14 protein-coding genes are annotated in these 21,244 nt (G+C 35.2%); all 14 read left to right on the top strand.

Annotation, left to right across the window (positions count from 1 at the left end; genetic code table 11):
• Window positions 1-10 precede the first annotated feature (10 nt).
• The 14 genes from OH806_RS14380 (at window position 11) to OH806_RS14315 (ending at window position 21,153) form a co-directional block, all read left to right on the top strand.
• Window positions 11-301 (top strand): PAAR domain-containing protein, encoded by a 291-nt coding sequence (locus OH806_RS14380; RefSeq protein ID WP_264744369.1) that lies wholly within the window; start codon window positions 11-13, stop codon window positions 299-301.
• A 99-nt stretch (window positions 302-400) separates the two neighbouring features.
• The gene (locus tag OH806_RS14375) at window positions 401-814 is read left to right on the top strand and encodes a GPW/gp25 family protein (protein WP_264744368.1); all 414 of its coding nucleotides are present in this window, start codon (window positions 401-403) and stop codon (window positions 812-814) included.
• Window positions 815-823: 9 nt separating this feature from the next.
• Complete coding sequence (locus tag OH806_RS14370; RefSeq protein WP_264744367.1) at window positions 824-4,117, top strand: hypothetical protein; 3,294 nt, start codon at window positions 824-826, stop codon at window positions 4,115-4,117.
• 12 nt (window positions 4,118-4,129) lie between these two features.
• On the top strand, window positions 4,130-7,141 hold the full coding sequence (locus tag OH806_RS14365) for a hypothetical protein (protein WP_264744366.1): 3,012 nt from the start codon (window positions 4,130-4,132) through the stop codon (window positions 7,139-7,141).
• A gap of 10 nt (window positions 7,142-7,151) precedes the next feature.
• The gene (locus OH806_RS14360) at window positions 7,152-9,587 is read left to right on the top strand and encodes a hypothetical protein (protein WP_264744365.1); all 2,436 of its coding nucleotides are present in this window, start codon (window positions 7,152-7,154) and stop codon (window positions 9,585-9,587) included.
• Window positions 9,588-9,605: 18 nt separating this feature from the next.
• A complete protein-coding gene (locus tag OH806_RS14355) occupies window positions 9,606-10,205 on the top strand; it encodes a hypothetical protein (RefSeq protein ID WP_264744364.1) in 600 nt (199 codons plus the stop codon).
• 6 nt (window positions 10,206-10,211) lie between these two features.
• Window positions 10,212-11,711 carry a contractile injection system tape measure protein gene (locus OH806_RS14350; RefSeq protein ID WP_264744363.1) on the top strand — a complete coding sequence of 500 codons (1,500 nt, stop codon included), beginning with the start codon at window positions 10,212-10,214 and terminating at the stop codon, window positions 11,709-11,711.
• 24 nt (window positions 11,712-11,735) lie between these two features.
• On the top strand, window positions 11,736-12,551 hold the full coding sequence (locus tag OH806_RS14345; protein ID WP_264744362.1) for a peptidoglycan-binding domain-containing protein: 816 nt from the start codon (window positions 11,736-11,738) through the stop codon (window positions 12,549-12,551).
• A gap of 19 nt (window positions 12,552-12,570) precedes the next feature.
• Entirely contained in the window at window positions 12,571-13,242 is a 672-nt protein-coding gene (locus OH806_RS14340; protein ID WP_264744361.1) for a chitosanase, read from the top strand.
• Window positions 13,243-13,292: 50 nt separating this feature from the next.
• Window positions 13,293-14,642, top strand: coding sequence for an eCIS core domain-containing protein (locus OH806_RS14335; RefSeq protein ID WP_264744360.1), 1,350 nt, complete (start codon window positions 13,293-13,295; stop codon window positions 14,640-14,642).
• Window positions 14,643-14,653: 11 nt separating this feature from the next.
• Window positions 14,654-14,965, top strand: a complete 312-nt coding sequence (locus OH806_RS14330; RefSeq protein WP_264744359.1) for a hypothetical protein — start codon at window positions 14,654-14,656, stop codon at window positions 14,963-14,965.
• Window positions 14,966-14,995: 30 nt separating this feature from the next.
• The gene (locus tag OH806_RS14325; RefSeq protein WP_264744358.1) at window positions 14,996-19,267 is read left to right on the top strand and encodes an eCIS core domain-containing protein; all 4,272 of its coding nucleotides are present in this window, start codon (window positions 14,996-14,998) and stop codon (window positions 19,265-19,267) included.
• A 14-nt stretch (window positions 19,268-19,281) separates the two neighbouring features.
• Complete coding sequence (locus OH806_RS14320) at window positions 19,282-19,851, top strand: imm11 family protein (protein ID WP_264744357.1); 570 nt, start codon at window positions 19,282-19,284, stop codon at window positions 19,849-19,851.
• A 30-nt stretch (window positions 19,852-19,881) separates the two neighbouring features.
• Window positions 19,882-21,153: an ATP-binding protein gene (locus tag OH806_RS14315; RefSeq protein ID WP_264744356.1), complete on the top strand. Its 1,272-nt coding sequence runs from the start codon at window positions 19,882-19,884 to the stop codon at window positions 21,151-21,153.
• The last annotated feature ends 91 nt before the right edge of the window (window positions 21,154-21,244 follow it).

The raw sequence follows: 21,244 nt of genomic DNA, 5'->3' as shown, positions 1-21,244 counted from the left end.
ACTAATAATTATGGGAATAGCAGCTCGTGCAACAGATATGCACACATGTCCTATGGTAAACGGAACTGTGCCTCATGTAGGAGGTCCGATTATACCGGGATCAAATTCCACTGTAATGATCGGAGGAATGCCTGCGGCGGTTGTAGGTGACAGCTGTATTTGTACAGGATCTCCAGATTCTGTGGTAATGGGTTCTTCCACGGTAATGATTGGCGGGAAACAGGCAGTCCGAATGGGAGATAGTACAGCACATGGAGGTGTTATCGTAGCAGGATGTTCTACAGTAAATATTGGTGGCTGAATCTCAGCGTTTCAATATTTCTGACAATCATTTAATGAAATATTTTAAATGATTAAAGCTAAAAGTCTAAAATCTAACTTCTAAAATCTACTCATATCCATGAAAATAAAAACTTTTCTTGGAACCGGATGGGCATTTCCACCTACGTTCAACAAACTGGAGGCAACTGTAGAAACTGTTTCGGATGAAGAAGATGTGTTTCAGAGTCTTCATATATTGCTTACAACACAGTTGAAAGAGAGAATCATGCGGTCTGATTTTGGGTGCGATCTGACTTCCATGCTGTACGAGAGCATTACCATCACACTCCTTACCAAAATTAAAGGGATCATTACAGACGCAATTCTAAAATATGAGCCCAGAATAGATTTAATAGACGTACAGTTTTTTACTGAAGATACGAATAACGGAGTGATTAATATAGAAGTGACCTATAGAATAAGGGCGACAAACTCAAGGAAAAACTATGTATTCCCTTATTATATAAAAGAAGGAACATTTGTAAAACCATAAACATTCAAAATGAAAAACTGTTCATCTTCAATGTCAATTCATCAGGGTAGCGGTACTACACAGAATGAAAGACTGAATCCAGCCTTATTGCCAGATTTTTTTCTTTTAGACGAGAGAAAAGAAGAAGATTTCATTTTGTTTGTTCAGAAACTTTCTAAGTATGTTGATTTTTATGGGGAATATAACATAAAAGAAGGTGATTGGTCAGACTTTTTTGAAAGCGAATCCACTTCCATTATCATCAGTATTGCTCTTTGGAATGTTGATACTTTACAGAGCAATTATGAATCTGTAAAAAAAGAAGTTCAGCTCAATGCAAATCCTGTAGACCAGAAAGAAATCTTAACCAGATATTTTTCAGCGATAGCCAACAGTTTTAAAGATTTAGCAGATAAAGTTGATTCATTAGATGATAGCATTATAGCAAAAGAAAGTCTTAACGGAAGTATTCAGATTATTCAGAATCAATTAAAATCTATTATAGATACGGAGATTATTCCTTCATCAGACATGGTTCAGCTTATCCAAAGCTATATCTATGTGAAAAAAGTGCAACAGCTTTTCGGTTTACTTTCCAGTTGGAGAAAATATGCGGAATCAGCGATTGATGACCAATTGAATAACTATGACAAACATCATCCTCATTACGCATTATTTTTAACATTCTTGAAATTATTGAGTTTTGCTAAGGAAAAACTGAACGAGTTTACCAAAAAACACCTCGATTTTTATTACAAAGATGTAATACGTACAGAAAATCAGGCAGCAAAACCCGATCAGGTATATCTTATTATTGAACCTTACAAAATTGATCCTTTTTTATTGGCTAAAAACACCGTTTTCTTAGCCGGAAAAAATACTGAGGGAGAAAAAAAATACTATGCTTCCACTACAGATCAGGCTATCAATCAGATAAAGCTAAAAAACTTTTCGAGTTATCATCTGGAAAATAATCAGTATTTTAAAGTTTCAGATCTTATTCCGTTGAATGGAGCAGGAGATAGTTTTGATGCTTTTAGGGCAAATAAGGAAGAATTTAAAGAAGGCATTCTCATTGCAAGTCCTTTATTCTTTTTGCAAAGTGGAGAAAGAAATATATTCCTTCGGTTTAATAACCAGAATATAGATCAAAATCAGTTTGATTTCTACATTACAGGAGAAAAAAAAGTGATAGAAATTACCACAAAATCTTTCGAAAAAAAGAACAGCAATTCTTCTGAAAAATACATCAAACTTACCATTCCTGATACCGAAAAAGCTATTGTTCCTTACGATAGTAAAAAACATCCTGAGATTGTGGTGAGCACTCAATTTCCGGTACTTAAAATAGTTCCTAAAAATAAAAATGTTATTTCATCGGTATCAGAAATCAATATAGAAGTTAAAGTAAACAACTTCAAATCCTATACGTTAGAATCTGATTCCGGAAATATTGATATTAAAAAACCTTTCTATCCTTTCAGTGAATTTCCTAAAAACGGAAACGGATTTATGGTAAGCTCCAACGAGTTTTTTATGAAAAAAGAAACCGTAGCAGAGTTTATTGCAGAGATGGATACTGGTTTTGACTTTATTGAATATTTAGGTACAAGCAATATATTATCTGAAGGTAATATTACCTCCAAAAAGAAAAGCGTCGAACAAAAAAAGATAGCCGATAATATAACAGATATGGGCTATTCGATGGATTTCAATGAACTAGGTGTTTATTATGAACCTACCTATTCGCTTATCGGCAAATACAATTGGCTGAATGATAAAGTAAAAACTTTTTTACTGGATAAAGGAAAAAGAATCCATTACTCTGATGAGTTATCAACCATTATCAATAATTTTTCAGTTAAAGAATATAATTTTAAAGACGTTGCAACTCAACATAAAATCAGAATAGAACTGAACTATCCCAACTATGCAGGGGAAAAATATATGGAGGATTATATTACTGCAAGTACTTTAATAGCCAATCAGGAAACAGGAACATTCCCATACAAACCACGGATTGTGGAGTTTACGTTTAATTATCATGTACAGGAGATCCTAAACCCACTTTCTAACGCTGATTCTGATACGGAATTATATATTATACAGCCTTTCGGATACAAGAGAATACAAAATGAGTTCCTGAAATTTTCAACATTGAATAATTTAGAAGGTTTCATGTATTTAGGCTTTGAAAAGGCTAATCCTAAAGACAGCTTCAGCTTTTTAATCCAACTCGAAGAAGGAACAGCCAATCCACAGTTGCCACCAGCAATAATTAAATGGGAATATTTATCTCTTAATCAATGGGAAAGTTTCGAAGACAATACCATTGCGGATGAAACCTATTCTTTTACCCAATCGGGAATCGTGGCAGTAAATATTCCGGATTTTTCGGCAACGACCAATACACTTTTTGCTCCGGATCTTTTCTGGATCAGAGTATCTGTTTCTAATATTCAGGCGGTATGTAGGATTTTGGGAATTCATGCACAGGCTGTGAAAGCAGTTCTGACTGATTTTGAACAAAAAGGAACAGTATACACAGAAATTACCCCAAAAGAAACCATCAGTAAAAGCTTTAAAGTAATATCTGGTGTAAAAAAAATTAAACAGCCTTATGCTTCTTTTGGAGGAAGAACCTATGAAGAAGATCAAAACCTTTATCTGAGAACAAGTGAGCGTTTGAGACATAAAAATAGGGCAATTACTTCCTGGGATTACGAACACATCCTGTTACAGGAATTTCCTGATATATACAGGGTGAAAACTTTAAATCATTATCGATATGATTCTGCCCAGATTTCTAATGTTTCGGCGGGGTATGTTACCATTATTCCTGTGGCAAAATCTTCACCTACGGAAAACATCAACTGGAAACCTCTTTTAAGCCTCAACAAAATGCAGGTGATTAAAGAATTTCTGGAAAAAATAAGTTCACCACATGTAAGATTTAATGTAAAACCTCCAAAAGCAGAAAAAGTAGAAGTAAGTTTTAATGTAAAATTCCATAAAAAAGAGGGAATGGATACCCGAATTTATGTTCAGGAGCTCATCAAAACCATCAATTCATTCCTTTCACCATGGGCTTATGATCTGGAAGATGCCGATTTTGCTCAAAGTATAGAATTTTCTACCATGATAAAACTTATTGATAATCAATATTATGTAGATTATATTACAGACTTCACGGTGACGCAGTATATTCTGGATGAAAACTATAATATCAAGGGAAATCCGATCAAAAATTTGAGCAAGATTACACCTCAGACTGACTTTACGTTGTTTGTACCTACAGAAACGCACAATATTCATGAGATTTAAAAAAAACAGGACATGGAAACAGAAAACTACATCAGCAAAGACCGGATATTGGCTCCATCTCAGGATTTCCAGTTCCTGCTCAAAACAGGGCTGGAATATGTAGAGAAACTCGGGAGTAAGTTCTGGACCGATTACAATCCTCATGATCCGGGAGTGACCATTCTCGATGTATTGTGCTATGCTATTACCGAATTGGGATATCGTTCAGATTTTGATATTCAGGATCTTCTTACCAATAAAAAAGGAATTATTGACAATAAAACTTTTTTTACAGCATCTAATATTTATACCAATGCTCCTTTAACGGTTAATGATTACAGAAAACTGTTGATTGATATTGATGATATTTCTAATGCATGGTTAATTGCCACAAAAAATACAAAAGATTCCAACGGTTATTATCTTCCTAATGATACCGAAACAATGATCTACATCAACAGGTTGGAAGATAAATTAAGCCTTAAAAATACCGATAAAGAAGGGAAAAAAATCCCTGAACTTCATCTTCGAGGTCTGAACAAAATAAAAATCGAGCTGGATGAAAATCCTGAATTGGGTGACTTAAATTCTTTGCTGATAGAATTTGCCTTTTGGGAAAAAGATCACTGGGTAAATTGTAGGATAATACCACAGTTTGCGAATTGGAACGACCCGAAAGCTGATCTTTTCAGGAAAATGAATGAACCTTCAAAAATCTCAATAGACAGTGTAAAAAAAGTAGGAGATATTGTTTATGTTATTGTGCATCGATATACTAAACCGTCGGACGAATTGCATTTCCGCATTTTTGCTGATGATCCTGCTGAGCTTGATATTATTTTGAACCATTTCGATACAGAAAAGCCTGTTTGTGAATTTATTTCGCTTTTCGCTAAAAAAAGAAAAAAAGTTCAGGATAATTTTTCAAAGGTAGTTTCCACTTTACATAAAAACAGAAACTTCACAGAAGATTATCTCTGTGTTGAAATTATAGAAAAAGTAAATATAGGAGTTTGTGCAGATATAGAATTAGCTCCTGAAGCCGATCCTGTGGAAGTTATGAGCCAGGTACGGATTGCAATAGATAAGATTGTTAATCCTAGAATCAGTTTTTATACTTTAAACCAATTGGTAAATGAAGGTTATCATGCTGAAGATATATTTTTAGGACCAAGATTAATGCATGGTTTCATAAAAGATGAAGAGCTTGAAAAAGCACAATTATTAAAAGAAATTTATGCTTCGGATATTATTGCTGTTTTGATGGAAATTCCGGGAGTTCATTCTGTGAAAAATCTCATGATGACAGCTTATAATCTCCTTGGAAAACCTATTTCAGGTTCCATTAATGAAAGCTGGGTACTGAAACTTTCTGGCGAGGTAAAACCTGTTTTTGATGCACATAGATCAAAGTTGTTATTTTTCCAGAAAAATATTCCTTTTTTGTTGACAGAAACCCAGCAAATGTTGGTTGACCAGAAAGTAGATTTGTACAAAACTCAGATTCAACAGAGAAAACTGAACGGGATTACCACAGATTTTTATATAGAAAACGGAGAACATTTTGAAGTGAACCGCTATTACAGTATTCAGGATGATTTCCCAGCCAATTACGGATTGGGGAAAAATTATCTTTCAGACAAAGAGTCTCCTTTAAGACAAGCACAGGTAAAACAACTTAAAGGCTATTTGTATTTCTATGAACAATTACTGGCAGATTTTTTTAGCCAGTTGTATAATGCAGGTAACCTTCTCAATACAGAAACCATTAAAAAAACCTATTTTCCTGTATATCTAAAGACAAATGATTTTACAGGGAAAGATTTTTATTCAAAAGAAATATACAGCCCTGATCTGGAAAACAGGTTATTGTCAGGAATTCCCAATGAAGAAAGTGTATCATTGTATGAGACAAAAAAAACATTTTATGATCGTAGAAACAGAGCTTTAGATCATCTTATTGCAAGATTTGCGGAGAGTTTTAATGAATATGTTTTCACGATGTATCAGATTACTCAAGGAGCATCCGGAGCTTTTACATTTGATAATGAAGATCTTATACAAGATAAGCAGGATTTTGTCAATAATTATCCGGAAATAAGCAAAAACAGAGGCTTGGGAATAGATTACCTGCATACTGATTCTACTTTAGCTGTTTATCATCCTTTCTGGAAAACCAATCATAGAGGAGGGTATGAAAAAAGGGTCGCAAAACTTTTGGGAATCAATGATATTGGCTTGAGGGATATCGTTACCGAAGATTCACCACAAACTCAATGGACTGTAGAAACCGACGAGGGAGATTTCCTTTTCAAAATAGTGACCCCGGGAACCAACCTTCTGGAAAAATGGGAGTGGTCTCAACTGCATTTTTTAGATCAGAGCCTTTATAAAATAGATTCCTATTCCGGAAAATATTATTTATATCTGGTGAATGATACTAAAAAAATAGCTCGTTTTGAGAAAAAATTTGACGATGAGCAGAAAGCCTACGACTATCTTGTATATATGATTGGTATTTTAAATAAATATTACGAAAACTTTTTTTGCCTGGAACATATTCTTTTAAGACCATTCAATACAAAATATTTTACCGATGAAGAATTGCTTACGGTGTGCTTAAATGACGATTGCAGCAGTGAAGCAAATGATGATCCTTATTCCTTCAAAGCTACGATTGTACTTCCGGGATATTTGTCGAGATTCAAAAATCTTATTTTCAGGAGATATGCCGATAAAATATTCCGTCAGGAAGCTCCCGCTCATGCGCTACTGAAAATTTGCTGGGTGAATGCTGAAGATATGCTGGGATTTCAGAAAGCATACAGGAAATGGCTGCAGGATTACAGATATTATCGTGTAAAATTCTGCAATCATACCTTAACGATAAATGAAGAGAAAACGTATGTAAAAACCCTTCAGGATTTAATAAAAGCATTAAAAGAGCTTAATACCATCTATCCGGAAGGTAATTTATACGATTGCCAAATAAGTGAGACCAAAAATCCTTTAATACTTGGAAATACATCATTAGGAACCTTATAAAAAAACGACCATGAAAGCATATAATACCTCATCTTACCCTGTTTTTGAAGCAGATCAGGTTCTGAGCCAGAAAGATCTCAATATGGCAGTCAGTCATCTGGAAGAGCAGGACAGGATTACCAGAAAAAATTTAACAGGAATAGGAATTACTTGTGGATTAGAACTTGCTTTTCCTGCCAAAAACCAAGTGAAGATCAGTTGCGGAACTGCTGTAACTTCCTTGGGTTTTCAGATCAACTGGAACGAAAAATTATTTACCCATTACAAAGAAACCAAATTATCAGATCAGTTTCTGGCTCCAGATTATACAGATGAACCTTATTTGGATGCTATTTTCAAATATTCAAAAAGCTATGCTTCTTTGAAAAAGATTTATGACCTGCTTCCTTCTGATGCTTCAGATACAGATAAAAAACCTATTCCTAATGATTTTTTTGATGATAAACTTATCATTCTTCTTTTGGAAGTAACCCTGATTGATCAGAAGAATTGTGTAACGACTAATTGCGATGATAAAGGAAAAAGGTTGGAGTTTAATCTACGTCCAATTGCCGTTTCATCAGGAGATTGGTTCAAAGAATTATTTCCTCAATATCCGTCTTATCAATTTACTAAGCTTACATTTCCAAGATATAATGTTCCGTATAATACCATCACGACTCCGGCAAAAGTGCTTGATAATTTTGTAAAGCCGTTCAGTGCTGCTTATATTAAATCTGTTTCCGATGCAGTTTCTAAAATCTACAATGAATATAAAGGAATAACGAATCAGAATTTAAATGTTCTTAATGATGCAAAAACAGTTATAGATAAAAATTTAAAGGCATACAAAGATACCATCAATGTACAATATTTCTGGGATTGGATGTCAGACATTGTTTCAGCATATAATGAGTTGATATGTTCAAAAAAAACAGAGCTTTCCTTATGCTGTGTGAATGAAGCTCTTTTCCCTTTCCATGTTGTTTTGGGAGGAAGTACAGCTCAATCTTTAACTTATAGAACCCCGTTTTTCTCTACAAATAATTCTTCAAAGAAAAACGAGAAAAAATTGAAAGAACTTCAATTACTTTTTGAAAAATTAGCTCATATCATAAGTTCTTTTAAAATAGAGAAAAATTTAAATATCCGAATTACCCCGTCTCAATATGGTGATGTAAAACTTTCCGAAAAAGCGTTGCCTTTCTATTATGATGAAATTTTAGAGCTTCGGGATTATTGGAGTCCTCATTTAACTATAAAAAAACTGAATGATACTGTTTTGTCTTATCATTCCTTACAAAATAATTACACGACTAAGGCAGAAGTAAAAGCACCATTATTGTTTGAGACAGAACCGTATAATTTTTTCAGAATAGAAGGGCATATCGGGAAAAATTATCAGGACGCAATGGCAGATATTTTAAGAATTCAGGAAACCCATCAGTTGCCTTTTAAAGTAATTGCCTTGAATGCAACTCAGTTTCCTGATCTGCCGATAAATCTTGCGACAGATGAAACCAATTGGAGTTATTTGGAAACGGATTATGATCTTGTAAGAAGAAATTGGGAAAACGTAATAGGTAAAATAATAGAATGGTTGGAAGATCATCAAGGTACCATAAAAGAAAATAGATACATAAAAGATTTAAATTTTCTGAATAACTATATCCGTTTTCTGAAAAAAGGAAGGAACTCTATGGTAGAATCTTTCACGGCTTTCATTAAAATTTACCATCAGTTTATCCCTATTTATGAGAAAATAGAAGAATTGTCTATACAATTCAGGGAAGCTGTTTATAATAAAAGAAATGAGGATCTGAGATTTGAGGAGGATTTGATAGATCATATTGATGAGGTGATTATGGTTTGTGAAAAAGGCGAATTTCGAGCGTTGTATCAAGCCGCACAGGAAAAATGGAAAGAACTGGGAAAAAGATTGTCTTTACAAAGATTCATAGAAAAGCATCCCGGAATAGAACACAAAGCCGGAGTAACAAAAGGTGGAACTTTCATTGTTGTGTATAAAGAAAATCCACCCAAAAAGAAACTTCAGAGAATAGATGCTATAAGAAATCTTAGTGCAGCAAGGAATGAGAAAACCTTAATGGCTTCCAACGAAGCAACGAGTGGCGTTAAGGCTTCTGTAGATGTTTCCGGTACAGAATGCAGCAGTATGATTGAAAATTCGTTACTGAAAATGCAGAATTACATTGCGTATTACCATCCGGAAAACGCTTTGGAACTCAATAAATATTTATTTTATTATTTCAATCCCAAATTTGTGGTCGAAAATAATGATATCATTCCGGATAAGACGGTCATCGCAGATTTCTACATTCCATATATATGTTGTGGTGAAGGTGATGTCATCAATTTTGTACTCGGAAAAGTAGAAGAAGAACCAAAAGTAGGAGATTTTGATTTTCCTGATTTTGACAGTGAAGATTTTAATACCAATAGATAACCAAAAAAATTAAATAACATGGCAACGAGATTATCCGTAGAAAATAAAATTGCCGCAATAGAAGATAAAGGCAATAATACCGCTCTGGAAGTGCGGGATGTTTTAACAGAATTATTAAACTATACAGAAAACCAGCCGTTTCCTCCGGGTCAGGATGTAGAATTCTTTCATTTCTGGACAGATGGAAATCCTGTAAAAGATAAGCTGGGGAATCTTTTATGGTATTCTATAAAAGGAATTAAAGGACAATGGATTAATTTCACCTTCCGTGTAGAAATTAATATTAGCAACCCTGCTTCTACCAACAATATGTTTGATAATGTTTTTACATTTCCCATCCAAAATAAGGATGAGAAATTACTGCAGTACCTTAAAGATATCGTAGTTCTCAATTCTCCAACCGTACGATTTGTAATTCCTTATACAATTTCTAATGGTGAACAAATACTAGATTATCCGCTTAGTACAAGCATTTATTTTTCGGAGAAAAATATGATTGTTTTTGATTTTAATAATATTATTTATACCAAAGACTTTTCTGAATTAGGAATTGCAAAAGGATATGCTTTTTCCTCAGTATCATTTCATTGTCCTCCGTTTAAATTAGGGAAAGTTTAAGAAAACATGCATCTCATTAGGCAACATATTTTGGATATCGACTGTTCTTCCGAAACTTTTGGAAAAGAACTGCAAAATAATTTGTCTGCTATGCTTGAGAAGGAATTTTATCCACGCCTTGAAAAATTATTGAATCAATATTCCATTGAAGGCTATATCTGGGAAATAGATTCGCTACCTGTTGAAATTTCAGAGATTTCTCCTGAAAATTGGAAAGAAGAAATTGTAAGAAAATCACTGGAACAGATAGAATATTATCTTAAACTTAATCAACCTCAAGAGAATGCCTCGAAAATAGCTTTAAATAAAACATTTAATTCTGAAATATACCCGGTAGAAGTACATGCAGAAAGTTTGTTTTTAGATTTTTTGAAAAAAGGATATATCATCAGTAATTCTTTTGCTACAGATATTGAAACTATCATTTCTAAGTTGAATGGTAATGAAAAGCTGGCGGATGAAATAGTAAAAACTTTTAAAGAAAATTTGGAAAGTCTGTTGAGGTGGATATTTTCCGTTCCTGAAGATTTTAAAGTGAAAATTTATTCTTTTTTGCCGTTTCAGAATGAGTTTCAAAAAATATCAGAATTGAAAAGACAATGGGAGAAACGATATTCATTTTCTATATTTTCAAACGAAATTGATGAAAAACAATGGTATGAAATGATAAAATGGATGTTTGTTTTCATCAAGACAGGATTTTCCGCTGAAATAACATACCGATTTTTATCTGTTTCCACAGAGAAACATTGGAATATAAAAAAAGAAGAAATTTTTGAATTTTTACAATTTATCACAAAAGAAAAAACGAAAGACAATACAGATATAACCTTGAAAAATGATGAGATGAAGTTCTTTGAAAACTGGAAGGGATATTTACAGAAAGAATTGAAAATTCAGAAAATAATTCCAGATGTTGCTGAAGAAAATTACAGTCAGATAGAGGAAAAGATAATGTCAAAGTTTGAGGATTATAATGAAAATAATCTGTTGAGGGAAGAATATATATTCTATGTGGAAAATGCAGGAATAACGATACTTCATCCTTTTTTACCGATGCTTTTTGAACAGCTTGGTCTCACAGAAAAAAATGAATGGAGAACAACTGCAGATATTCAGAAAGCCGTTTTATTGCTTCATTACTTGGTATACGGAAATACAGAGTTTCAGGAAGATAAAATGATACTGAATAAAATTATCTGCGGATTGTCTGTTAATGAGGTAATTAATATAAAAATCAATCTGAGTACAGAAGAAAAAGAAGCCTGTGAAGACCTTCTTAAAGCTGTTTTACAGCATTGGAAGGTCATGAGTAGCTCATCTATGGATGCATTACGAGGAACTTTCTTACAAAGAAAAGGAAAACTGGAAATTCAGCTTCGAGGTTTTGAAATATGGGTTGAAGAAAAAGGCTATGATATCCTGTTAGAACAAATTCCTTGGGGAATCACGATGGTAAAAACACCGTGGATGGAATATCACCTCACCTGTAATTGGAACCAATAATAACCAATCATAAAACAAATTACCATGAAAAAAACTCAATATTTAAAAGAACTAAACATTTCTGCTCCACAACAGAGAGGCGGTGCCAATAAAAAATCGGATGTTGAAAAAATACAATCCTGGCTGTGTTTACAAGAGAAAATGCATCCCGGATTGGGAACAATGGTAAACATTGATGGAGATTTCGGACCGGCCACAGAAAATGCAGTGAAAATCTATCAAAGATCTATTGATGTTCCATCAAACGGAGTCGTAACACCATCACTTTTCATGGCATTTACTTCTCATATGAAAAATGCCTTTGAAGGAGTCGCTCCAAAAGCATCCATAAGAGAAAGCATACTCTCGGTTGCTGAAAATCATTTGAAGCATCTCCCCTTTGAATTGAATATTCGTCAACAATCCAATTCCGGACCATGGGTGAGAAGCTATATGGGAGGGAATGAAGGTGCAAGTTGGCTATGGTGTATGGGATTTGTACAAACCATTATAGATCAGGCGATGTCTTTACACGGAAGAGATTTTACCAAAATAATGCCTTTAACCTATAGTTGTGATACCATAGGTACTTACGGAATTGGCCAAAACACTTTGATTAGAAATGAAAAAATACGGAAAGATCCAGGGCTTGTAAAAAAAGGTGATATTCTGTTGATAAGAAAATCTCTTCATGACTGGGTGCATACCGCTATTATTATGGATATCAAAGGCGATACTTTTGTTACGATTGAAGGAAATACCAACAATGATGGTTCCAGTAACGGAGATGGTGTATATAAAAGAATACGGAATTTCAGGAAATCGGTATTGGATGTATTTAGTTTGAGCAAATGGATATAAACCAACAAAAAAATTAAATATGATCACCCAACTACAAAAAAATAAGATTCTGCAGGTTATCAATGTATTTGAAACCGGTAGTAAAGAAGGGAAGTACGATACTCTTGTAACATATCCTGACGGAAAAAACGGAACACGCCAAATCACTTACGGACGTAGTCAGACTACGGAACAAGGTAATTTAAAAGCTCTTATTGAAAAATATATTGCTAATAAAGGTCTATTTGCCAATGATTTTAAATCTTATGTTTCCAAAATAGGAAAAGTAGCTTTGGTAGATGATGCAGACTTCAAAAAACTTCTAAAAAGATCGGCAAAAGAAGATATAATTATGCGGACAACCCAAGACGAATTTTTTGATGTTCTGTATTACCAGCCTGCATTACATTTTTTTGAGAAAAACCTTTTTACGCAGGCTTTGAGTATGTTGGTTATTTATGATAGCTATATACATTCAGGAAGTATTCCTTCTTTTTTAAGGGAAAGGTTCCCGGAAAATGTACCTTTAAATGGAGGAGATGAAAAAAAATGGATTAAACAATATGTAGACACTCGCCACAAATGGCTCATCAATCATTCAAAGAAGCTTTTACAGAAAACAGCATATAGAACGAAATGCTTATCTGAGCAGATCTCCAATAACAACTGGGATTTGTCTAAACCGATAAATGCAAACGGAACAATGGTTTAATTGTTTAAAATAAAGTATATACTTAAAAAAGAACCTCTAAAATTGATCCTATGGAATCACAAAATACATTTAGAGAAAACCAAACGAATTCATCAAATAAAAATACTTCGTTTTTCAGACCTGTGATTCAGAAGAAGCTAAGTGTGGGTTCTTCCAATGACAGATACGAAACAGAAGCAGATCATGTTGCAGATAAAGTCATACAAATGAAAAATACTTCTTCGCAAAACTTTGCACATTCAGGTTCTATGATTCAAAAGAAATGTGCACACTGTGAAGAGGAAGAAAGAAAAATACAGACAAAATCTTTAGCAGAAACTATACAAAAAAATGCTAAAGCACTTTCTGAAAGCTCAATTGCACCCTCTCATATAGAAAATAATATAAATAGGACCAGAGGAAAAGGAAATATGATGGATGGAAATACTAAAGATTTTATGGAAAGCCGTTTTGGAGCAGATTTTTCAGGAGTGAAAATTCATACAGGAAATGAAGCCGTACAAATGAGTAGAGAATTACATGCTCATGCTTTCACTGTAGGTAATGATATTTATTTTAATGAAGGAAAATATAATCCGGAGACAGATTCAGGAAAACATTTACTTGCTCATGAACTGACACATACTATACAGCAAAATGGAGGGATCGGAAGGAAAATTCAAAAAGTAGATGATGCAACTGCTGAGTCAGGGACAGGTGTTGATCAGGGGATTACCAACGGAACTATGATTGCGGATGCAATTATGGGTAATACATATACTGCTAATTGTAGATTGAGAAATTATTCTATGCGTTTCAAGTTTTCAAAAGCTTACAAAGGAACATATCCTTATCGGGCTGCTTCTCGAGATGTAAAAGGAGTTTATGTGAAAATTGAAGCATCAATAGCAGACAATCAGTATTGTGGTAGATGTACACCTATGAAATTAATTCAGACTTTAAGAAATATAACACAAAATAGTTCTGGAAATATGGAGACGGCAGATCCTACTGACGCAACAAGAAGAGAAAGATCTGGCTGGAGTGATGCTTCAGCACCTTCAAGAGGTTGGAGAGTTGATACCCTTACAACATCTGCTAATCCTTACTATACCTCTACTTGGGTGGGGCAGGAAGGTTCAGAAACCTCTCCTGCAATTCTTTGGGATGTTCCCGGAGACTGGAGTACAGATACAAATGTGGGTAAAGAATTTTATACCTGTGCTGTTTGTACAGATGTTTCAGGCAGAAACTGGATATCTGCATGTGTACAGTGGGGATATTATATTAATAGTAGCGGAGACATCGCTTTTAGACCAATAACACCGGTTGCAACCTGTAGCTATACCCAACAGGTGAGGGATGTATCCGAAAGATGGGATTCCATAGCAGGAAATACAAAAACTAATATTACTTTTTAATAAGATGAATAATGAAACAAAATCAATTCATTGAAAAATTAGAAAAAATTGCTAAAGAAAATATAAAAATAGAAGATGTTGAAAAAGTTGTTCAAACTAAACCTGTATTAAGCAGTTTGGAAGAAAATTATGTGGAAATACTACAAAAGGCAACTATAGACATCGATGAAGATTATAAAAAACAATTATCTATCCTTCAAGAAGCTGTTGACTTCATGTATTGGAAAATAGAAGATGAAAAAGCAGCAGTCAGAATTGCAGGAATATGGTGGGATATAAAAGAAAAAGCACATGTTTTTTTCGCAAGAATATATGCGCCTTAAAGAGATTTAAGTGCTGAACTCAATAACATTATGGAAAAAGTTGTATCTACTCAGGAAAAGGTACTTTCAAAGAAAAGTAACTCTTCATTTTTCAAGCCAGTTATTCAAAAAAAATTGAGTATTGGTACGGCTAATGATGTTTTTGAAGCAGAAGCAGATTCCGTTGCGGAAAAAGTACTCAATACTTCCTCAGAGACTAATCAATTTAATACACAGGCAACTCCTTTAGTTCAGAAAAAATGTGCTCAATGCGAGGAAGAAGAAAGATTGAGAAGAAAACCTCTTGCAGAAGATGTGTCCCATTTTGTTCAAAGATCATCACTGATTGATTCGTCAGAAATTTCCACTTCAGAACATAAAATTTCCCATACAACACCATTGGTACAAAAAAAATGTGCTCAATGCGAGGAAGAGGAAAGAATGAGAAGAAAAGAAATGAATGAGGTGCCCCAAAATGTTGTACAAAAATATTCACATTTTAATTCACCAGAAGCCTTAGCCCCATCTTATTTAGAAAACCAGATCAGAAGTTCACAAGGAAGTGGACAGATGATGGATAACAATACTAAAGGCTTTATGGAAAGCAGATTCGGTGTTGATTTTTCTTCAGTCAGAATTCATACAGATTCCCAGGCAAGTACAATGAGTAAGGAACTCAATGCAAGAGCATTCACGGTTGGGAATGATGTTTATTTTAATCAAGGTGAATATAGTCCTTCTACAAGCTCTGGGAAATTCTTACTGGCTCATGAGCTTACCCATACCATTCAGCAAGGCGGAAGTAATATTAAAAAATTACCTATACAATCTACAAAAGATCAGAAAATTCAGCGAAATATTCTAACAAGAATAGGAGGTGGAATTGCTGATGCAGCTTCTACAGCGTGGGATTATACAGGAGGTGCGGTCATCCGTTTCGGAGGAAGAGTAATTGAATGGGTGGAAGACAGGGCAGAAGATATAATCAACTCTATTGCACCGGGATTGCTCAATTTTTTAAGATCCAGCATTTGGGAACCTATCCGGGATATGATTGCAAGAGGATTGGATACCCTTACAGGAGGTTTATTCAGCAGGTTGCAGGAAGAAGGTCTTTCCGGAATATTGCATGAATTTGTAGATGGTATAATGCAAAGTTTACAAGGAACCATAGCTGATGCTTGTCGAAGTTTTGCACAGATTGCCGAAAAAATATCCAATTTTATCAGTAGATTAGGAAGTGGAGCATTGGCAAGATTAAGAAGTGTATTCAACAGGGTGAGCAGTTTTTTCAGTTCTATCTGGAGTGAGTATGGTCGCCCTGCAATGGATGCCATAAGACATTTTGCAAGCGATGCATGGAATTGGATTGTAGAAAAAGTTAACTGGCTCTGGGATTTGATAGAACCTATAAGAAATGCTATTGAAAGGGCATGGAACTGGATAAAAAGAATATTCAATATCGCTTGGGAGAGTGTAAATTCTGTATGGGATTGGATTGTAGAAAAAGCAACACAAGCATGGAACTGGATAAAAGAAGCTATTGAGCCGATAAGAGTTCCTTTAATGATCATTGGTGGAATTTTAGTAATGCTTTCTCCTTTAGGTCCATTTGTTCTGATTGGAGCCACAGTATATGGTATTTACAGAGCTGTACAATGGGTAAGAACCAATTGGAATAATGAGGTATTTGTAAGATTCAGAAATTATATACAACAAAATATTTTAACCCCAATTCAGCAGGGTATAGAGCAACTTAGAAATCTTGTCAATTCTGCTTTACAATGGATAAACAGTGTGTTTCAGCAATTACAGGCAGCTTTTCAGTCTCTTGTAAATGCCGTGATACAATCATCAATTTTTACCTTTTTAAGAAGCATTGTACAATCTGTTGCCAACATGATACAGGAAGTCAGCTCTTGGATTGCCACACAATGTATAAGAATTGGTGAGTTTATAGCAGATATTGCACAACGGGTTTGGGCGCTTATAAGACCGTTTGTTTCAATAGTCGCTAAACTGATAATCCTTGCTACCTATCCTTGGCTTATACCAATAGTTCTTACCGCTTGGTACTGGAGAATTTTACCGGATTGTTTTAAGCCTCCTATTATCAATTTTGTACTCAGAATAATGATCGGGGTATTAAGAGCGATGCCGAATTTTGCAATGTTTGGTGAAACGTGGGTTCAAGTGAAAGGTAGAATCATTGCTTTCCTTCAGGAAATGTTTGCAGCTTCTGATGAAGAGAAAACTGCCGCAGTAAATCGGGTTGCAGTCATGGTTTCTGAAATGGACTTAACGCTTCTAAGTAATCAGGTTGCCGCAGCAAGAGGTGCTCCTGGAGAATTTGAAGGACAAATGGAAGAAGAATTGATTGGCGTTGATCTTACCACTCCTTTACCATTTGAAAGAACATCAGTAGATGCAGCCACTCCTGCATTAAGTGATCAGCTTCAGGAATCTGGAATTGCAGAAAGTATACATCCCGATGATGCGGCATTATTTGGTAGAAGAGAATTTACAGAACAGCATATCGGAGTAGATTCCATAGGAGATTTTACTCCGAGTGAACAACTACAGGAGGCTATCATGAGTCGTACTGGTGAAGACGGAACTGTTGAATTTGGTAATTCTACAGACAGCTCCAGAACCGTGCACGGAATTTTATCTGAAATGATTCCTGCTGGAGGAGGGATTGGTGGTGAAGAAGGAACAACGGAATCAGCTGATTCCGCAACAGGTGATGGTGGAGTTTCTCATGCCGCTCCTCTTTCTCATGAAGAAGAGACCGAATCAAGATTGCAACAAATGATGGCTCAAAGTTCTGAGGAAATTTCCAGACAACCATGTACGATGCCTGAAGCTTCTTCAGAAGGTCGCCGTGAAACAGGAGCAAGTGCTTTCCCTGAAGCTGCGAAATTCGGACCTCTTACCAGAAGTCAAAGAGCAAGATACACGCTTAACCAAATGTATAACGGAATTGGGCATTGGTGGCAATGTAACAGAAGTTGGCTGATTCCTGCAATATTAGGAGTGATTATCGTACTTGTTTTAGTCGAAATATTAACCGGAGGTGCAATTACAGCTGCTTTACCTGCAATATTTAGTGCTTTAGGTCCCATCATGATTGGGGTTGCTGTGATAAGATCATCTTACTATTTGGGAGAATATGTCTATAAATCGATTGCAGGAGATATTCAGGGAGCTAGTAAATCTTTAGCGAGAGCTTTTGCAGTCGCGGCAGTAGAAGCAATATTTGCATTGTTGGGAAGTTCAGCATTCTGGGGAAGAATTCGTGATGGTGCGAAAGGTGCTGCAAAATTGGCAGGAGCAGCTATTTCCGCTACAGGTAGGGTAATTGCAAGAACAGGAAGGGTAGGAGCTAGATTAGTAAGAGGCATCACTGAAGCAGGACATTATGTACTGCAAACCACAAGAGCTATGGTAAGCCGAGGAAGATTAATCATGAGCGGAGTAAGAGGAAGAATAGGACAGGGTGTTCGTACACTTGAAGAACTGGGAGAAAGACTATTCTCAAGAGTAAGATTCAGACGTTTTAGAATTCGTTTCAACAGAGGGTGGTTCAGATTAGAAGGTTATATCAACCCTTGGGTATTGCTGGCTACAGGTGAATTACAGTTTATAGAACAAAACAGACTAAGACCAGCCGGAGGAGGCGGATTATTGGATGATACAGTGCGTTTGGGGGATGAAGTACTTATCGGAAGCGGTTCGTCAAGAGGAATTATAGTAGGAGTGGAACGTACACCAAGCAGGTTTGTTGATGAGTTAGGCAGCTTATCACGTTCAGCAAGAGTTGATGAATTCAGAGGCTTAAGAGGTTCTGTGGGATCTCGTCTTTCGGCAGCAGACAGATTAAGAATTATTCAGAATGGAGAAACTACAGCTGCTTTACGAAGAGGAATATCTGGTGTTCAGCCTGCCAATTTCCAGGCTCATCATATAGTTCCAAGAGAGTTGAGAGGAGCATTTGATGACTTTTTTACAAGGATTGGGTTTAATATTGAAGATGGAGCAAGAAATGGAATCATGGTGGCGCCAGATTTATCCACAAGAGCTGCTGCAATAACATTAAACCCGAGTTTAGCCTCCCAATTCGGAAATTCTGCATTACATTTGGGTTCACACCCTAATTACACGGCAAGAATGGCAAGTGAACTGACGACTATCAGAACTGCTTTGGATGCGAATCTTATAACGGAAGCTCAGGCGTTATCGAGATTAGATGCCGTAATAGGTCGTGCCAGAACAGCAATCAGCAATGGAGGAGGAATACATATAAATAATGTAGTATTTTAATTAATTTTATTTTTATGACAGATTATAGACGATTTTACGCAAAACTTGAGCCCGAAGAACTGTATATTTCAGAGATGAAATTTGATGCTGATTTTGAAAAAAAAATGTACTTGGGCGTTAGTCTTAAAGGAATGTGCAATCCGAAAGCAACAATAAAAAATGCATCTGGAGAAAAGAACGATTTTTTATATTCATTGGGGATAAGTAAACTGGTGGTTTCTGAAAAAGCAAAATCATTTTTAGAGAAGTCAGAAGATGCTCATTATTTTGAATTTTTTGATATTGAATTTCAAAATAAAAAGATACCTCCTTTTTTTCTGCTCAATATTTTAGAATTGGTAGATGCTTTTGATTGGGAAAGATCTCAGTACGAATTATTTGAAGAGTTGGGACCAAAAGGCAATAAAGTAATCCGAGATCTGATTAAAATGGAAATAGACGAATCTAAAACCAATAACAGAAAGCTGTTTTCGCTTTTAAACCATGAAGGAAATACGATTGTGCACAAAGATTTTGCAGAGGAAATGATAGATTACGGACTGACAGGAATATTAACTGATCCTTTATGGGGACATACATTATAATGAATTATAATAAGTTTTTAAAATAATAGAATGCTTTTTACCAATCTCAAAAAATATATTCTGAATGCTTTAGGACAGAATGAACCTGCAGATGTCAATTTTAAAAGTACTTTTTCTGATGTGCTGAAAAGAGAAGTTTCTCATGAAGAAGGCTTTATTTTGTTGATGGCTTTAATGCCTCATGTTTATCCTTCTTTTTTTGACGAAGTCATTCGGGAGGCTTTTCCTGAAGGTGGTGACTTTCCGGAATTGGGTGGGGTAAGAGAAGGAAATCATCGAGGAATGATTCCTACAGGTGAGACCATTCAGTATATATTGGCAAAAAATGATCTGGATTACCGTCTCAGAATTCAGAAGATTTTTTCAACCAATCATTGGTTTTATAAAGAAAATATTGTCGTTTTGGAAGAAGTGAAAGAAAGCGAACCCGTTATGAGCGGAAAACTTGTTCTTCCAAAAGAAATTGTTCATCTTCTATGCTTCGGAGAAAATATTAAACCAAAATTCGGGGTCAATTTTCCGGCTAGAGAAGTGAGTACTTCAATGGAATGGAAAGATCTGGTCGTGAGCGAAGCTATTCATAAACAGGTAAATCAGATCAAACTTTGGATCAAGCATCAGCAAACCCTTATGAACGATTGGGGAATGAAAAAGCAGGTATTACCCGGTTTCAGATGTTTGTTTTATGGCCCTCCCGGAACAGGAAAAACTCTTACAGCAACTTTATTAGGCAAGGAATTTAATCGTCCTGTTTACAGAATAGATTTGTCTCAGGTAATTTCAAAATATATAGGTGAGACCGAGCAAAACCTTGAAAAAATATTTAATCAGGCAGAATATAAAGACTGGATTTTACTTTTTGATGAGGCAGATGCACTTTTTGGAAAAAGAACAACCACTCGTTCTTCCAACGACCGTTATGCAAATCAGGAAGTAAGTTATTTATTGCAAAGGGTAGAACGCTTCAATGGTTTGGTTATTTTAACTTCAAATTTTAAAAATAATATTGATGATGCTTTTTTAAGGAGATTCAATACGATTATTAAATTTCAAAAACCTACATCGCAGGAGCGTATTGAGCTTTGGGAAAAAGCCATTCCGAAAAATGTTTCTGTGGATCATGATTTGATCTGTCTGCTCGGAAAACATTATGAAATTACCGGAGCCCAGATTGTTTCCGTCATATTGCACGCTTCTCTTTTAGCCTTGGAAGATCAGGCGACATCACTATCAAAAGAAAACCTTCTTGCAGGTATAAAAGAAGAATTTGAAAAAGAGGAAAGACAGTTTAATATGATTTAACATGATTTATAAGATCATAATGTTTTTTCAACAGACTTTCAATAAGGGGTGGGAATGGCTTTAAATTAAATTATATTCTCATTAGTGTTTA

It is taken from the genome of Chryseobacterium oryctis (genome assembly GCF_025971925.1).
GTDB classification, from domain to species: Bacteria; Bacteroidota; Bacteroidia; order Flavobacteriales; family Weeksellaceae; genus Chryseobacterium; species Chryseobacterium oryctis.
This window is presented reverse-complemented; position numbering and strand designations above follow the sequence as displayed.